General features: G+C 70.1%; 12 protein-coding genes. 4 read left to right on the top strand and 8 right to left on the bottom strand.

Annotation, left to right across the window (positions count from 1 at the left end; genetic code table 11):
* The first annotated feature begins 374 nt into the window (after nucleotides 1-374).
* The 3 genes from AW270_RS25425 (at nucleotide 375) to AW270_RS25415 (ending at nucleotide 6,413) form a co-directional block, all read left to right on the top strand.
* Nucleotides 375-4,268 (top strand): SGNH/GDSL hydrolase family protein, encoded by a 3,894-nt coding sequence (locus AW270_RS25425; protein WP_157522603.1) that lies wholly within the window; start codon nucleotides 375-377, stop codon nucleotides 4,266-4,268.
* Nucleotides 4,269-4,362: 94 nt separating this feature from the next.
* Nucleotides 4,363-5,346, top strand: coding sequence for a DNRLRE domain-containing protein (locus AW270_RS25420; RefSeq protein WP_169807378.1), 984 nt, complete (start codon nucleotides 4,363-4,365; stop codon nucleotides 5,344-5,346).
* Nucleotides 5,347-5,501: 155 nt separating this feature from the next.
* Entirely contained in the window at nucleotides 5,502-6,413 is a 912-nt protein-coding gene (locus AW270_RS25415; protein WP_061298283.1) for an aminoglycoside phosphotransferase family protein, read from the top strand.
* Here the strand turns inward: AW270_RS25415 and AW270_RS25410 are convergent.
* The 5 genes from AW270_RS25410 to AW270_RS25390 all read right to left on the bottom strand — a co-directional run bounded on the left by AW270_RS25410 (nucleotide 6,385) and on the right by AW270_RS25390 (nucleotide 12,895).
* Entirely contained in the window at nucleotides 6,385-7,590 is a 1,206-nt protein-coding gene (locus AW270_RS25410; RefSeq protein WP_061298279.1) for a cysteine desulfurase-like protein, read from the bottom strand. The genes AW270_RS25415 and AW270_RS25410 overlap by 29 nt on opposite strands.
* Before the next feature lie 116 nt (nucleotides 7,591-7,706).
* On the bottom strand, nucleotides 7,707-9,077 hold the full coding sequence (locus AW270_RS25405; protein WP_061298275.1) for an aldehyde dehydrogenase family protein: 1,371 nt from the start codon (nucleotides 9,075-9,077) through the stop codon (nucleotides 7,707-7,709).
* Complete coding sequence (locus tag AW270_RS25400; RefSeq protein WP_063819331.1) at nucleotides 9,074-9,976, bottom strand: BadF/BadG/BcrA/BcrD ATPase family protein; 903 nt, start codon at nucleotides 9,974-9,976, stop codon at nucleotides 9,074-9,076. The genes AW270_RS25405 and AW270_RS25400 overlap by 4 nt, the downstream gene beginning before the upstream one ends.
* Complete coding sequence (locus AW270_RS25395) at nucleotides 9,973-10,995, bottom strand: SIS domain-containing protein (protein ID WP_061298270.1); 1,023 nt, start codon at nucleotides 10,993-10,995, stop codon at nucleotides 9,973-9,975. The genes AW270_RS25400 and AW270_RS25395 overlap by 4 nt, the downstream gene beginning before the upstream one ends.
* Nucleotides 10,996-11,017: 22 nt before the next feature.
* Nucleotides 11,018-12,895 carry a primary-amine oxidase gene (locus AW270_RS25390; protein WP_245674846.1) on the bottom strand — a complete coding sequence of 626 codons (1,878 nt, stop codon included), beginning with the start codon at nucleotides 12,893-12,895 and terminating at the stop codon, nucleotides 11,018-11,020.
* 226 nt (nucleotides 12,896-13,121) lie between these two features.
* Here AW270_RS25390 and AW270_RS25385 point away from each other — a divergent pair, with 226 nt between their 5' ends.
* Nucleotides 13,122-13,874, top strand: a complete 753-nt coding sequence (locus AW270_RS25385) for a GntR family transcriptional regulator (protein WP_061298264.1) — start codon at nucleotides 13,122-13,124, stop codon at nucleotides 13,872-13,874.
* Between the two features lie 5 nt (nucleotides 13,875-13,879).
* On the opposite strand, the gene AW270_RS25380 is transcribed toward AW270_RS25385, so the two are convergent.
* From AW270_RS25380 to AW270_RS25370, 3 genes are all read right to left on the bottom strand, one after another.
* Nucleotides 13,880-14,713, bottom strand: coding sequence for a carbohydrate ABC transporter permease (locus AW270_RS25380; protein ID WP_061298261.1), 834 nt, complete (start codon nucleotides 14,711-14,713; stop codon nucleotides 13,880-13,882).
* On the bottom strand, nucleotides 14,710-15,588 hold the full coding sequence (locus AW270_RS25375; protein WP_061298258.1) for a carbohydrate ABC transporter permease: 879 nt from the start codon (nucleotides 15,586-15,588) through the stop codon (nucleotides 14,710-14,712). Before AW270_RS25375 ends, AW270_RS25380 begins: the two co-directional genes overlap by 4 nt.
* Before the next feature lie 61 nt (nucleotides 15,589-15,649).
* Nucleotides 15,650-16,957 carry an ABC transporter substrate-binding protein gene (locus AW270_RS25370; RefSeq protein ID WP_082801827.1) on the bottom strand — a complete coding sequence of 436 codons (1,308 nt, stop codon included), beginning with the start codon at nucleotides 16,955-16,957 and terminating at the stop codon, nucleotides 15,650-15,652.
* Nucleotides 16,958-17,063 lie beyond the last annotated feature (106 nt).

The raw sequence follows: 17,063 nt of genomic DNA, 5'->3' as shown, positions 1-17,063 counted from the left end.
AGGGTGCATGCGTCGTGGTGCTGATCGTCTTCAGATTTCCACGGCGGATTCACGCGGCGTTGCCTTCGCGCGCCGGACTATTGACCAGAAGCGTCCATCAATGGCCCCGGCGCGTGGTGTCGCGATAAGGCAATAAACGGGCGCGGTCTGCAAATAAGGCGTCATTCCGCGGATGTTACTGTCCGGTCGGTAACATCGCCCGACCTCCCCCGACGTCTCATTGACTGGATGTCGCAATGCCCTCATTCGCGCGTCGCGTGGCCGGTTTGCTCGCCCTGGTGACACCTCTCGCACTCACCGCAGTCGTCTCCGCTCCTTCGGCGGCCCATTCCCCTTCCCCTGCGCCTTCGGTTTCCGTCGCACCATCGATTCCGGTGAAAAGCCCGTCGGACGACGTGTTGTGGACGACGTGGGGCGACACGACGGGTTTCCACCTCATGGTCGCGGACGCCAAGTCGGGCTACTCATGGCGAACGGCCGCCACGCTCGCCGAGCCCGGATTCGAGACCGACCGGTGGATCGGCAACGCGTGTCTGACCGGTTCCGGCAGAAACGCGGTCGTCGTCTACGCGCCGCGCCAGTTCGCCAACCGGGAACGTCTCTTCAGCCGGGGCGGTTTCGCCGCCACGGTCGACCTCGCCTCCGGCCTGGTACGCAAACTCGACAAGACCGTCTCACTGGCCTACTACAACCCCGGCTGCGGGACCGGCGAGTCAGCGGTGCTCACCCAGTCGGGCGCCACCGACCTGGGCCGCACCCGACTGCTGGTGTACGACGCGGCCACCGGCCGTCAGACCCGCGCCCACGAGGTCGACGGGCAGGTCACCTCCGCCGTCCCGGTTGGGGGCAGGGTGGTCGCGGCCGGATCGGGCGGGCTGGAGGAGATCGACGCCACCGGCAGCCGCCGGACCCTGGCCGCCACCCATGGCCCGCCCTACTCTTTGCGCGCCGACACCGACGGCGGGGTGGCGTTCCTGGAGGCTCACGGCGACACCACCGGCGTGGCCAAGTACGTCAGAGCAGGCCGGGTCAGCGAACTGGCACGCGGGCCGCTGACCGGTCTGGATCTCGCCTCGGGCACCGAGGGCCGGGTCTTCCTGCTGGGCGAACCCACCCGCACCGGGGTCCTGCCCCCCAGCGTGCGGCGGCTCAAGGCGTCCGCGCAGGCGCAGGTGTCCACGCTGGGCGAGGCCGTGCTGAGCCCGACCGTGGAGAAGGACGCCCAGGGCCGTACGGTGGCGCCGACGGACCCGGTCGAGCCGGGCAGCGCACGTTCGTTGGGGGTGACCGCGACGTTGACGCGTGACGGGAAACGGTTCGACTTCACCCTCACGCCGAGTTCGGCCGCCACCGACCGCATCGCCGGCGGTCTGGCCCCCAGTCCCGCACGCGGGAAGGCTCTCCACAGCGCCGAGTCGAGGGCGAGGACCATGGGTGGCCCGTACGGCGGCACCCCCGTCGACCCCGACCGAGGTTGCGCGGTGGCCCGGAACTCCTCGGCCACGCAGGTCTACCAGCCCCATTGGACGCAGGTCGAGTGGGCGGCCAACCTGGCCGTTCAAGGCGCCCTGACGACAGTGCGCCCCGCCGGATGGAAGTCGTCGGGGCTGCCCGCGTGGGCGCCCCAGGGCATGTATCCCCGGCTCGGCCTGGTCACCGGCACAGGTGCCGACCAGCGGGTGCCGGTGCAGATCCTGCTGGGTGTGCTCGCGCAGGAATCGAACATGTGGCAGGCCTCGCCGCGGGCTCTGGAGGGGGTGTACGGCAACCCGTTGGTCGGCAACTTCTACGGCCTGGCCGACGAGGACGCCGGCGACTCCTGGGTGGTCCGCTGGGACAAGTCCGACTGCGGCTACGGCGTCTCCCAGGTGACCGACGGCATGCGCACGGAGAGCACCTCCCGCACCCCCACGCAGAAGCAGGCGATCGCCGTCGACTACGCCACCAACATCGCCGCCGGTCTGCGCATCCTGGAAGACAAGTACAACCACACCTGGTCGCAGGGCATCCGGATGAACAGCGGCAATCCCAAGTGGATCGAGAACTGGTTCGCCGCGCTGTGGGCCTACAACTCCGGTGTGCAACCCCGTGACGCCGAATACGGCAACACGACCGGCTGCCTGCCCTCGCCGAGCTGTACCGATGCGAACGGCAACTGGGGCCTGGGCTGGTTCAACAACCCGATCAACCCGGAATACCGTGCCAACCGCACACCCTTCCTCAACGGTTTCAACGGGGAAGGCTCACCCGCCGACGCCGCCAAACCGGAGGAATGGCCCTACCCGGAGAAGGTGATGGGCTGGGCCGCATTCCCGATCATCAAGGAGGACCCGTTCGCCGGAACCTGGGAGCCGGGCTACGCGCAGGCGTGGTGGACCGACAAATACTTCCGTACCAACGTGAAGCCTCCGCGATCGTTGTTCTGCAACACCACCAACCGCTGCGACCCCTCCCAGGCCAATCCGTGCCTGGACGCCGGCAGCCGCTGCTGGTGGAACAGGTCGGCCACCTACAAGCCGAGCTGCCTGGGCACCATCCCCGGGGACATCACCGGCACCCAGTACGTCTCCTGCGGCCAGGAGTCGATCCGGTACAACCCGGGAGCGGCCGAACCGGCCGACTGGAACGCCTGGTTCAAGTCCAACTGTTCCCTGACCGGCGTACCCAGCGGCTCCTACATCATCGACGACGTGCCGGCCGACGTGTCGTCCCCGCGCGGGTGCTCGCCACGGCCGTTCACCAACCAGGGCACCTTCAGCTTCGATTTCGCCGACAGCTCACGCGGCTACGTATCGAAGATCGACTTCCACCAGCTCGGCGGCGGCTTCAACGGCCACTTCTGGTTCGGTCACTCCTATAACGGCCAGACCCAGCAGGACTTCCGCTTCACCGGGACGTGGCGGCTGAACTTCGGGCTCACCAACAAGTGGGCACGTGTGCTGGTCCACGTACCCGACCACGGTTCGAAGACCCAGCAGGCCACGTACACGATCAAGATGGGCGACGGGCGCACCGCCCAGCGCACCATCAACGCCAAATCCCACTGGCGCCAGCAGCGGCACCGCTGGGTGTCGCTGGGCGTGTTCCGGTTCAACGGCACCCCGGAGATCAGCCTGAGCAACCTGACACACGACGGCGAGGGCCGTGCCCACCTGTCGGGCGTGCACAACGTGGCCTGGGACGCCGTCGCGATCCAGCCTCTGAGCAGGAAGCCCGACAACTTCGTCGTCGCGTTCGGCGACTCCTTCACCTCGGGTGAGGGCGCCGCCACCGACATGGCCACCGGCATGGACTACGACCGTGAGACCGACTCCGACGGCAGGGACAGCGCCCAGGCGAACGGCTGCCACCGCTCGAAATGGGCCTGGCCCCGCAAGGCCACTTTGAAGGACCAGCCCGAGTGGCTCATCGGCTCACGCGAGGAGAACCTCGACAACAACCTGGACTTCCACATGGTGGCCTGCTCAGGGGCCCAAACCGAGAACCTCCTGTCGTACGGCACCCGCAACGCGTGGGACGAGGAGTCCAGAAGCCAGCGCGGCAACAATGAGATCCCTCAGCTGGAGGCCGGATTCCTCGACGACAACACCACCCTGGTCACCATGTCGATCGGCGGCAACGACGCCGGATGGACGGAGGTGATGGAGTACTGCGCCAAGACCGTCACCGCCGACTGCCAGGGCACCACCATGCCCGGCGACAGCAAACCTCTGTCGGAGGCGATGCCGGAGAAGTTCGGCAGCAGGGTGCTGCCCTCGGTGGAGCGGGTCCTGCTCCAGATCAACCAGAAGGCGCCCAACGCCACGATCGCGCTGATGGGTTATCCGCGCCTGTTGTCGAACCTCGGGAGTTGCCTGCGCTCCTTCCCGATCAAGTTGTGGGATCCCGAAACCGGCATCCGGGTCGACGCGACGGCGGGGATCAGCCTGGGTGAGGCGCTCTGGCTCAACGACATGGCCGACGAACTGGCTGAGAGATTGGAACTGATGACGACCCACCTCAGGACACAGCACGTGAACCGGCCGAAGGTGTGGTTCGTCGACCCGAGGACCTCCTTCGAGGGCAATGCGCTGTGCGGCAGTTTGCCGGGAATCAATGGACCTGTCCTCACCTATACGCAGGGTGAGAACCCTCCGCTCCGCATCCCTGACAACCCCTGGTTCACCCTCGGTCTGTCGGCACAGTCGTTTCACCCGAACCTGGGCGGCACCTCCCGGTACGCATCCACTCTGATGACGTTCCTGCGACGCCCGGAGATTGACATGTGATTCTCCTCTGATCCGCGTGGATTGAGGCGGTCTCCCCGATCCACGCGGCATCCGATTGCCGGCCTGCGGGCCCGAGGTGGGGGAGGGCGTCCAGGTGCGCCGCGTCACCGGACCCTGGTCCGACGACTTCCTCCACTGGGGCAATCAGCCCGCCTCGACCGGCGAAGACGCCCAGATCGCCGCCCAGCAGTGCTCGGTCCACCCCGACAAGGTGGAGTGGCCGGTCACGGACATCGTCAACGCCTGGGCCGGTGGCGCGGAGAACCACGGACTGGTGCTCCAGTCTCCGGACGAGAGCACCGACGACGGGCTCTGGACCTTCGCCTCGTGGATCAACCCGCTCGACGTCGTGCCCGTTCTCACGGTCACCATGGACGTGCCCTCCGCTCCGTCCACGAGAGCGTCGTCCATCGCGACTCACGAGGACGGCGCCGACACCTGGGTGGCCGGGTTGACGCCCCGCCTCCAAACGCAGGTTGTCGACCCCGCCGGTGGCACTCTGACCGCCGACTTCGAGGTCGAGCACGATCCCGGCGTCCCCGATCAGGGCAGCGGGCAGATCTGGACCACCACCACCGCCCCGGTGTCCAGCTTCGGCAGGCCGTCGGTGGTCGTGCCCGCGGGGCTGCTGGACGATGGCTGGCACATCCGCTGGCGGGTCCGCGCCCACAACGTGACGGCGGGCACCGTCTCCGGCTGGTCGGCGTGGAACGCAGGGACCGTGGCCGCCGACGTCTCCCAGATCACCGCCCGCGAGGTCGTCCCGTCGTATGAGAGCGAGAGTTCGACGGTGAGCCTGGGCCTGACCCCCGAACTGCGGGCCACGGTGACGCATCCGCTGCTCGACTCGACGCGGGTGGTGTTCCAGATGGCCTACGACCCGGACGCGCCGCTCCAGGGAACCGGCCTGATCTGGGAGAAGACCGTCTTGGACGTTCCCTCGGGCGGCCAGGCGGTGGTGACCGTCCCCGACGGCCTCGTCGAAGGCGGCCTGCAGGTCCGCTGGCGGGTGGGCGCGTACGGCGGGCCGTTCCAGACGGGCTGGTCGGACTGGCAAAAGCTCACCCTGGACATGTGACGAGATCGAGGTTCACCGGTCGCGCTCGTCGATCACCTGGTCGGCGGGCGGGAACGGGGTCCGTCCCGAAGATCAGCACTTCGAGACTCGGTGATCCGCACCCCCATGGCCACTTCGCCGGAGGGTGAGCGCCGGCCTCGCTATCGTGACATCGCATGACTGGACCTGATCTCGAGATAACCGCCGACCTGGTCCGTGACCTGCTGCTGGAGCAACATCCCGACCTCGCGGAGCTGGCCGTCCGCGAGGTGGCGGGCGGCTGGGGCAACCACATGTGGCGCCTCGGGGACGAATTGGCCGTGCGCATGCAGCGCATGGACCCGACCCCGGAGCTTCAGCTCAAGGAGCGGCGGTGGCTACCGGTTCTGGCCCCGCGCCTGCCGCTCCCGGTGCCGACCCCCGTGCGGTTCGGCGAACCCTCCGAGCGCTTCCCCAAGCACTGGACCGTGATGACGTGGGTTCCCGGCGAGCCGCTGGACCACGGCTCGATCAGCCGGGGTGCCCACGCGGCCGACACGCTGGCGGGCTTCCTCCGGGCGCTCCATGTGAAGGCGCCCGCCGAGGCGCCGACCGCCACGGACCGCGGCGCCCATCCCCGGAACTGCACGGACGGCTTCGAGTACTTCCTCCAGGCCGTCGCCCCTGACGACGTCGCCGCCGACGTGCGGGCCGTCTGGGACGACGCGGTCGCGGCCCCCGCGTGGGAGGGCCCGCCCGTGTGGGTGCACGGCGACCTCCACCCCGCGAACGTCGTCGTCTCCGGCGGCACCCTCTCGGGCATCGTCGACTTCGGCGACCTGTTCGCCGGCGACCCGGCGTGGGACCTCGCCGCCGCCTGGGTGCTGCTGCCCGAGGGCACGGCCTCACAGTTCTTCGCCACGTACGCGCAGGCGGACGAGGCGGCGGTCCGGCGAGCGCGCGGGCTGGCCGCCCTGAAGAGCCTCTTCCTGATGCTCATGGGGCAGAACGGGGATCGCGGCCTTCCCGGCGGGAAGCCGAACTGGGGACCCGCCGGCCGGGCGGCACTCGATCGAACCGTCAGGTGGTCAGGTCTTCCAGTGCGTTGAGCAGGCGGTCCACGTCTGATCGGTCGTTGTAGTGGACCAGCCCGGCCCGGACGCCCGACCCGTTGTCGCGGATGCCGAAGGCCTGGGTGAGCTCCCAGGCGTAACAGTGCCCGTCCCACACGTTGACCTGGCGGGCGGCCAGATGCTCGGCCACCTGGCGCGGGGTGTGCCCGGCGACGGTGAAGAACGCGGTGGCCGTACGCCGCCGGGGCGAGCCGACCAGACCGACACCGGGCAGCGCGGACAGCCCCTTGAGCAGGTGGGCGAGCTCGGCCTGCTCGTGGGCCTCGACCGCCGTCATCGAGGCGAGCAGCCGTTCCCGCCGGGTGCCGGTCGCGTCCGGGTCGAGCCCGGCCAGGTGGTCGACCGCGGCGGCCACCCCCGCCAGGTCGGCGAAGGGCAGCGTGCCCGTCTCGAACCGGTCCGGGACCTCCGCCGGAGAGGAGGCGAGCTTGTCGGGCGAGAGGCGTCCGAGCAGTTCGGGGCGGGCGGTGACGGCGCCGATGTGCGGCCCGGACCACTTGTAGGCGCTGGTGGCGTAGAAGTCCGCGCCGAGGGCGACCATGTCGATCGGGGTGTGCGGGGTGGCGTGCACGCCGTCGACGTAGGTCAGCGCGCCGACGGCATGGGCCCGGTCGGTGATCCGCCGGACGTCGGGCATGGTGCCCAGGATGTTGCTGGCCGCCGTGACCGCGACCAGTCTCGTCCGGTCGGTCACCAGTTCGTCGTACTGCTCGGCGGGCAGCTCCCCGCTCGGCACCTCGACGGCCGCCCACCGGACTCGGGCCCCGGCCCGCTCGGCGGCCTGCACCCAGGGGCGGACGTTCGCGTCATGGTCAAGCCGGGACACCACGATCTCGTCGCCCGGCCCCCAGTCCTTCGCCAGGGCGTACGCGAACCGGTAGGTCAACGTGGTCATGTTCGGACCGAGCACCACGCCACCCGCGTCACCGCCGACCAGGTCCGCCACGGCCTGCCGCGCCCGCGCGACGATCGCGTCCGACCGCGCGCTGGCCGGGAACGCGCCGTGCGTGTTGCCGATGCCCTCGGCGTAGGCGGCGGCGATGGCGTCGATCACCGGCCGGGGGACCTGGGTGCCGGCGGCGGCGTCCAGCCAGGCGTATCCGTCAGAGAGGGCAGGATAAAGCGCGCGAACCCGCGCGATGTCGAGGCTCATGCCACCACAGTCTTCCGCGTCACTCCGCCGCAGGGTAAGGGCCCTCGGCACGGATGCGGCGGTCATGATGTGGGTCGGTGTCGGGGGGAGGACCGGCGGTCCTCCCCCCGGCAGGGTCAGTACGGGTAGTGCACCGGCAGGTCCGTCGTGGTCAGCCAGCGCCGGGTGGTGAACTCCTCCAGGTTGTCGTCGCCGCCCGACCGGCCGCCCAGGCCCGACTGGCCGATCCCGCCGAACGGGACGCCCGCCTCGTCCTGCGGGGTCGCGTCGTTGACGTGGACCATGCCGCCGCGCAACCGGCGGGCCACCGCCAGGCCGCGCCGCAGGTCGGCCGTCACGACCGAGTTGACCAGGCCGTACTCGGTGTCGTTGACGACCCGGATCGCCTCCTCCTCGTCGGCCACGACCAGCACGGGCGCGACCGGGGCGAAGATCTCCTCCCGCCAGAGCCGCGTGCCCGGGTCGACCGAGGTCACCACGGCGGGGCGGAAGAAGGGGGGCTCGCCGGGTCCTCCGGTGAGCACCGACGCGCCCGCCGCCACGGCCTCCGACAGCATCTCCGCCGCCCGGGTGAACTGGCGCTCGTTGATCATCGGGCCGAGGCCGACGGCCTCGGTGAACGGGTCGCCGACCTTGATGGCCGCCGCCCGCCGGGTCAGCTCGGCGACGTAGGCGTCGGCGATCCCGGCCTGGACGATGTGGCGTCCGGCCGTGATGCACGTCTGGCCCTGGTAGTGGAAGCTGGACCAGGCGCCGATCATCGCCGCCTGCTCCAGGTCGGCGTCGTCCAGGACGACCAGGGCGTTGTTGCCGCCCAGCTCCAGCGACACCTTCTTCAGCAGGCCGCCCGCCTGGGCGGCGATGGCACGGCCGACCGTGGTGGAGCCGGTGAAGTGCACCATCGCGGTGTCGGGGTGGGTGACCAGGCGTTCGCCGACTTCGGGACCGCCCTGCACGATCTGGAGCACGTCGCCGTCGAACAGGTCGGCGAACAGCGAGCCGCCGCTCAGCGGGGTCTCCGGCGACGGCTTCAGCACGACCGTGTTGCCCAGGGCGAGCGCGGGCGCGACCACCCGCATGCCCAGGACCAGCGGGAAGTTCCACGGCGTGATCGCGGCGACGACGCCGAGGGGGAGGCGTTCGGCCAGGCTGAAGCGGCCCGCGTGGTTGGAGGGCAGCACCTCGCCGACGGGCCGGGCGGCCAGCGCGGCGGCGGCGTGGAGTTCGCCGCCGGCGGCGCCGATCTCGTAGTCGGCCTTGCCGGGGATGCACCCCGTCTCGCGCACGATCAGGTCGCGCACCTCCGCCGCCCTGGACTCAAGCCGGGCGGCGGCCGTGCGCAGCGCGGCGGCGCGGTCGGTGTAGGGGAGCGCGGCCCAGGCGGGCTGGGCGGCGGCGGCCCGGCCGACCGCGGCGTCGACGTCGGAGACCGTCGACTCGGTCACCGAGCCGAGCGTCTCACCGGTCGATTTGTCCCTTGAATTCATGTCTGCTCCTCAGGTTGGAGACGCCGGGCGAGCGCGACCGAGCCGGTGACAGGGGGTTCGCTCAGCAGATGGACGGTCAGCCCCGGATGGTCCCGGGTGACCGCGTCGCGGAAGGCCGCGTACAGGTCGGGCTGGCCCGTCATGACCCCGCCCGCCGCGACCACGTCGGTGACGCCCGCGCCCCGGGCGGCCAGCACGCCGACCAGGCGGGCCAGGCTCTCGGCGCCCGCCCGGATGACGGCGCGCGCGTCGGCCGAACCACGGGCGGCTGCGGCGAAGACGGCCGGGGCCTTCGGCGCCCAGTGCTCGGCCGTCGGGATGTCGTTGACGCTGCGGGCCAGCCCGACCGCGCCGGGCACGCCGAACGCCTCGATCAGCAGCGCCAGCAGCACGTCGCCGCCGTCGCCGGTGTCGTTCCTGGTCAGCGCGGCCCGCACGGCCTCCCTGACCAGGGCGGGCGCGCTGCCCTCGTCGCCGATGACCCAGCCCCAGCCGCCGGCGAACATCAGCCCGCCGCCGGGCCGCACCGCCACGGCGATCGAGCCGGTGCCGGCGATCACGCCGATGCCCGAGGTCAGCCCGGCCGCCGGGACCAGCAGCGCGGCGTCGTTGGTGACCGCGGCCGGCACCCCGGCCGCCGACGACAGCGCGCGGGACAACTCGGCGCAGTGGTGCTCGTCGTCGCAGCCCTGCGCGCCCACGGCGATCGCGCCGAGCGTGGCGTCCGCCGGTCGGTGCCGCTCGACCAGGCCGGCGATCCAGCGGGCCGCCTCGTCGACGGGCGTGGCCGACCAGGTGTCGGTCGGGTCGACCACGTCGGCCAGCACCCGGCCGTCGGAGGTCTCGAACCGCAGGTGGGTCTTGGTGCCGCCGATGTCCAGCCCGGCGAATACCGTCACAGGGCCGCCCCGACCTTCGTGTCGGCGTTGTCGAACACGAACTCCTCGATGTCGACGCCGGCGTCCTCGGCCGTCCGGGCGACGAGCGCCTGGAGCACGAACGCCTCCAGCACCGCCCGCTGGTTCGGCGACACCGACGGCAGGCGGACCACCTGCAAGGAGGGTCCGGGCTCGACGTCGGCGGAGGTCACCAGGATCACTGGGTGGTTCGCGGCGGCCAGCGTGCGGGCCAGGGTGAGCTCGCGGTCGTCGCCGAACAGCACGTGCACGGTGTCGCCCGCCGACTCCATCGCGCCGTGCAGGTACTGGCGGGTGCTCATCGCGGCGGCGGGCAGCCGGACCGTCTCGCGGAACAGCAGCGCCCCGGCCTCGGCCGAACCGGCGGAGGGCCCGCCGCCCACGAAGTCACCGGCCCGGGAGGCGGCGAACGGCGCGGCCAGCTCCCCGGCCCGCTCGGCCAGGGCGCTCTCCAACGCGTCGACGTGGCCCGGCAGCAGCGACCACGTCGGGTCGACCGTGCCGCCGTCCCACGCCTCGGCGATCATCCCGAGGGCGACGACGGTCGCGGTGTAGCCGATCGTCGAGGCGTAGCTGTCGGGGATGCCGCCCAGCGACACGCCGCGCCCGGCCAGGTCGGCGATCGGCGAGGGGGCGGCGTTGGTGACCGCGTACCGCAGATCGGGGTCGACCGTGCCGAGCACGGCCAGCGTCTCGCTGCTGCGCCCGCTCTGCGACACCGCGACCAGCGGGTGGGCGCTGCGCGGGAACGGCAGCGGGTGGTCGCCCGCGCTCAGCCGCCAGGAGTGCACGCCCCGGCTGCGCAGCGTCCAGACCGGCGCGCAGGCGGCGGCGTGGCTGGCCCCGATGGCGACGAAGATCGGGCCATCTCCCCGGAACCAGCCCTCGGCCTGCCGGACCGTGACGTCCCTGCTCAGCCGCTCGATCGCGGTCCGCAGCGCGGCGGCCTGACCGGCCCGCGCGGACGCGAAGGAGATGTGACCTTCTTTCGGCGTTGACATGCTTTCCCCAGATATCGATGAGTCACGAATGGCAGTGCGTGGCGCCGCCGGACGCCGGGATGTCCAGCGTCGGGTTGCGGCCGAAGAAGCCGGATGGCTTGAGCTTGAAACCGGTGGTGTCCACCGGCATGACCGGCCAGTCCTCCGGGCGCGGGAAGTGCGTCATGCCGAAGGTGTGCCAGAGCACGATCGGCGCGCCGTCGATGTCGCGGTCGGCGGCGACCCAGGCGGGCATGCCCGCCCCGCCGGGATGCTGGTTGACCAGGTCACCGGCCGGATAGAGCTCGGTGGGGTCGTACGCGGTGACCCACAGGTGGCCCGAGGCGAAGACGGCCCGGCCGTACAGGTCGGACTCGGCGTCGGCCAGCAGGACCGGCATGCCTTCGGGGTGCAGCACGTAGGCGACGTCCCTGCCGAGGCGGTTCCGCACCTCGGGGTTGGCCACGCGCCAGACCCGGCCGCTCCGGCCGTCGGCCAGGCGGGGGGCGTCGCTCTCCCGGCGCAGGCGGGTGACCCGCTGGGTGATGCCGGTGCCGGTCGGGTTCTCCGGGCCGCGCGGCACGGCCACCGCGTCGATCTCCTCGACGTAGTTGGCGGGGCCGTCGACGGCCATCTCCAGGCGGGCGCTGAACAGGTGCTGGTGGTGCGGGGCGCCGAGGCCGGGGGCGACTTCGGTGGCGTAGGCGTAGTCGCCGCCGGGGTTCGGGTGGCCCGAGGTGAACACGACGCCGGTGGCCTTGACCTCCAGCTCGATCGTGCCGTCGAGGTAGAGGTACCAGTAGAAGCCGTAGTCGTAGTTGCCCACGGTGACGAAGAAGGAGATCACCAGGCGGCGGTTGCGGCGCACCTCGCTGGAGTTGGTGAAGTGGGAGGTGTGCTTCCACAGCACCCCGGCGTCCTCCTCGTGGATGCAGATCGCCTGGGGGATCACGCGCGGGTTGCCCGCGTTGTCGGCGACCACGGCGTCCAGGTAGGTGATCTCGCCGAGGCAGTCGCAGCCGAGCTTGAGGGAGTTGGCGAAGTTGCCGAGCAGGTACTCGCCGCCGTCGAAGAAGGTCTGGAACCAGCGCTGGGGGCTGGGGTCGGCGTACGGGACGACCATCTCGGCGATGGAGGCGCGGTCGACGACCCTGCGGTCGTTGATCGACAGGTCGCGCAGCACCAGGCCCTCGCGCGAGTCGAAGCAGACCTGGACCTTCCAGCCGAGCCAGTCGAGCACCTGGTCGTCGTCGATGGTGAAGCTGGGGCCGTGCGGCTGGGTGATCTCGATCGGCTTGAGGCCCTGCCTGGTCTCGCCGACATAGGAGGCGAGGTGGAAGTTGCCGTCCTCCTGCGGGACGTCCAGGACGGCGTTGTCGAGCACCTCGACGACCGTCTTCTCGATGACGTCCACGTAGGCGACGACGCCGTCGACCGGGTGGGCCCAGGGCAGGTCGTGCTCGTCCTTCTGCAGGAAGGTCAGGGTGCGCTGGAGGCGGCGGCCCCGCTCGTCCTCGGTCATCGCCCGGCCCGCCGACAGCGGCTGCACGCGCAGCTTCGACAGGTCGGTCAGGCCGCGCCGGCGCATGGCCGCGAGCCAGCGCTCGTCAGCGTGCACGATCGCCTCGACCATCGCGAACTCCAGCATGATGACCGGCACCTGGCCGTCGACCGCCGGGTCGAGCTCGGTCAACGACACCAGCGCGCCGTCCGACGGGCGGACCACCACGTCGTGGGAGCGGCCGTCGGCCATGTCGACGAGCATCGCCCGCAACTCGCGCGCCCCCGCCGGCTTGCGCTTGTCCTGCTCCTTCAGGCCCAGGTACGACACGTGGGTCGTCTCGTTCAGCAGGCCCTCGCGGACGAGGATCTCGCGCGCCGCCGATATCTCCTCGGCGCGGAGTGTGCTGTGTTCCCTCACGATGACTCCTCTCATAACCAGATTAGTACCAAAGTGTGTACCACGCCATACCAATACGGACGCAGAGATACCGAAAGGCTGGATTCGGGTGACCGTAACGGCAGACGGATCTGCCTGATCATGCCGGTGACTACAGGTTTGTCGGGATATCCGGCCGGGATAAACCAGGACTCATCTGGTCTTCTGTGGTTTGCGTACCGGAGGGTGGTTCCGCGATAATGCGAGCGTGAACGCCCCGACGTCGCCGTCGATCCACGCCGATCACCCCGAGCCGCTGTGGATCCAGGCGGTGAACCTCATCAAGGAGCAGCTGGGCACCGGCATGCTCAAGCCGGGCGGCCGGCTGCCCCCCGAGCGCGAGCTGTGCGAGCGGCTCGGCATCAGCCGCGTCACCCTGCGCAAGGCGCTGCGCACCCTGGTCGAAGAGGGCATCCTCAGCCCCTCCCACGGCCGCGGCTGGTATGTCGCGCCGAGCGCCGGAGCGCCCGCCCGCGAGTGGCCCAACAGCCTGGAGTCGTTCACCGAGACCGCCCGCCAGATGGGCCTGACGCCCAGCTCGACGGTGCTGCGCCACGAGGTGGTGCCGGCCGACCTCGACGAGGCCGAGCAGCTGTCCATCGCGCCGGGCACCCCGCTGTTCGTGCTGGAGCGGGTGCGCCTGCTCAACGGCGTGCCGACCGCCCTCGACCTGACCCGGATCCCGGCCGAGCTGGTCCCCGGCTTCGCCGAGCTCGACTTCACCGCCGGTTCCCTCTACGAGCAGATCGCCTCCGTCGGCCTCCACCCGGCCCGCGCCAACGCCACCATCGAGGCCCGCGAGTCCGACGACTACCTGGCGGGCCACCTCCAGCTGGAGGTCGGCAAGCCGGTGCTGGTGATGCGCCAGCTCGTCTACGGCGCCAACGACACCCCGCTGTTCTCCTCGATGGTCTGCTACCGGGGCGACCGCTACCGGCTGCGCACCAGCTTCCAGCGCTGACCTTCTCACTTGCCGATGCCCGCGCTCAGGCCCTGGATGAACTGCCGCGAGAACACCACGAACAGCACGATCAGCGGCACCGCGCCCAGCGTGAGCGCGCCGAGCAGCGCCGGGTAGTCGTTGAGGAACTGCCCCACGAACTGCTGCACGCCGAGCGTCACCGTCTGGTTCTCCTTGCTCGGCGCGAGGATGAGCGGGAACCACAGGTCGTTCCAGATCGGCAGCATCGTCACCGACGCCACCGCCGCCAAGCCAGGCCGGACCATCGGCAGGGTGATCGACAGGGTGCGCAGCTCGCCCGCGCCGTCGATGCGCGCGGCCTCCTTGATCGCGCCCGGCACCGCCTTGAAGTACGTCATCAGCAGCGCGATCGCCAGCGGCAGGCTCATCGCCGTGTAGACCAGCACCAGCGCCGTCAACGTGTCCATGAGCTGCCAGGAGATCATCGTCTTGATGATCGGCACGGTGCCCAGGCGGATCGGCAGCATGATGCCCAGCACGAAGAACCCGCCCACGAGCGGGGCGAACCGCACCTTATACTCGGTCAGCGCGAAGGCCGCCAGCGTCGCCAGCACCAGCGTGGCCACCGTGGCCCCGACCGTGACGATGAGGCTGTTGCCGTAGTTGGTGACGAACTGCCCGCGCGTGAACACCCGCTCGTAGCCGCCGAGGCTGAAGGTCTCGGCGTTCGGCAGCGCGAACGGCTGGCCGAAGATGCCCGGCGTGGTCTTGAACGAGTTGACCACGATCACCAGGATGGGCGCGACCGCGAGCAGCGCGAAGAAGATCAGCAGCGCGTGCGTCACGAGCGACCCGGCGCGGTCTCGGTTGCTTTTCAAAGTTCGTAACTCCTGAGACGGCGGTGCAGCAGCCCGAAGTAGGCGGCGGTGACGACCAGGATGATCAGGAAGATCACGCTCGCAACGGTCGCGCCCAGGTCGAGGTCGGAGAGTTGCCCGCTCGATCCGAAGAAGGTGCGGTAGAACAGCGTGCCGAGGATGTCGGTGCTGTAGTTGGGCCCGGGGGCCGAGCCGTTCAGGGCGAAGACGAGGTCGAACCCGTTGAAGGTCCAGATGTACGTCAGGATCGCGATCAGCCCGAACTGCGGTGCGATCAGCGGGAACTTCACCCGCCAGAACGTCGACCAGGCGCCCGACCCCTCGACCCGGGCGGCCTCCAGCACGTCGTTGGGGACGGCCAGCAGGGCGGCGTACAGGAAGATCATGGGGATGCCGACGTACTGCCAGACCGACATCAGCGAGATGGTCGGCAGCGCGGTGCGCTCGTCGCCGAGGAGCGGGAAGTCGACCAGGCCCCACAGCGGGTTGATGATGAGCCGCCACACGAAGCCGACGATCACCACCGACAGCGTGGTCGGGATGAACAACAACGTCCGGTAGACGCCCGTCGACCGGCGCAGCCTGCCGGAGGTGAGCAGCGCGGCCAGCAGCAGGCCGAGCGGCACCTCCACGAGCAGGTGGATGGCGAAGAACTCCAGGTTGTTGGTCAGCGCGTTCCAGAAACGCTCGCTGGTCGTCGGGTTGGTGAACAGGTAGACGTAGTTCTCCAGGCCGACGAACCTGGCGACGCCCGAGTCGGTGTCGTACAGGCTGTACCAGATGGAGTTCACCAGCGGGAGCGCCGCGAACACCACGTAGACCGCGAGCGCGGGCAGGGTGAAGGCGAGGAAGTAGCGGTAGTGGGCCCGGTTCAAGAGGTGCCTCTCCAAATCGCGGAGTCGTGCCGGGCCCCGCCACGGGGGCCCGGCACGGGTGTCACTGCTGTGGCGTGTACCAGCTGGCCAGGCCCTTCTGGAGTTCCTCGGTCGCCTTCTGCGTGCTGAGGTCCTCGTTGAGCATGAGCTGGAGCACGCGCCACACCTCGTCGTCGAACGGGGGAGTGCCGGCGCTGAGCCGGTCGAGGCCGAGGCGCGGGGTGAGCTTGGCGCCGTTCTTCAGGTCGGCGAACGCCTGCGCGAGCGGGTTGGTGTACGTCACGGGCTGCTTGGCCATCGAGAAGAAGCCGGGCAGCTTGTTGACGTACAGCTCCAGGAACTCGGGGGTGGCGGTCCAGGCCAGGAACTCCTCGGCGGCGGCCTTGTTCTTGCTGGCCGCGCTGACGCCGATGGCCATGTCGGGCATCTCCTGGAGGTAGCGGTCGCCGCCCGCGACGTCGGTCGGCGGGCCGAAGACGCCGACGTTGAGGCCGTCGACGGCGACCTGGTTGATGTTCCAGGAGCCGTCGGGCAGGATCGCGGCCTTGCCGAGGGTGAACAGCTGCGTCATGTCCGGGTACTTCAGGCTCTCGAAGCCCTTGGGCAGGTAGGGCTTCCACGCGGCGAACGCGTCGAAGGCCTTCTGGAAGTCGGGGTCGGTGACCTTCTTGGTGCCCTTGATGAGGCCCTGCCGGCCCTCCTCGCCCTTCCAGTAGACCGGGCCGATGCTGTAGAGGCCGTTGTACGCCAGCTGCCACGACTCCGACGAGCCGACCGCGAGCGGCGTGTACTTGCCGTTGTCCTTGATCTTCTTGAGCACGGCCAGGAACTCTTCCTGGGTGGTCGGCACCTGGAGACCGAGCTCGGCGAAGATGTCCTTGTTGTAGTAGAAGCCGGCCAGCACGGCGGCCGTCGGCAGGCAGTAGCGGCTGCCCGCGTCGTCCGACCACGGGTCGAGGGCCAGCGGCTCGAACGCCTCCAGCATCGGCTTGCCGTCGAGCTTCTCGAAGTAGCCCTTCTTGATCCACGAGCGGTTGACGTCGTAGGGGCGGCAGGTGATGAGGTCGGGGCCGGTGCCGCCGTCCACCTGCGACTGGATGGCCGCGTTGTACTCGTTGGTGTTGGTCGCGGCGAACTTCACGCTGATGTTCGGGTGGGACTTCTCGAAGGCGGGGAGGATCTCGTCCTCCCACATCGCCAGGTCCTCGGTACGCCAGCTTCCCAGTGTCAGCACGGTCTTCTCGCCGGCGGCGGCCGGGGCGGAAGTTCCGCCACCGGTGGTCACGGGTGTCGCCGACGGCGCGCAGGCCGAGGTCAGGACGGCGGCCGCCGCCGCGACCAACGCAACGGATGCACGTATTGCATGCATGGGGTTGCCTCTCACTTTTGTTTTGATCGCTTGCTCCCCCGGAGGCCAGCGCCTGATGCGGCAGCGTACACAGATGACCTGCGTGGTAACAAGAGGTATTGCTTTG

It is taken from the genome of Herbidospora cretacea (assembly GCF_001570605.1).
Lineage (GTDB): Bacteria > Actinomycetota > Actinomycetes > Streptosporangiales > Streptosporangiaceae > Herbidospora > Herbidospora cretacea.
The sequence above is the reverse complement of the archived record's forward strand: the minus strand, read 5'-3'. Positions and strand labels throughout refer to the sequence as shown.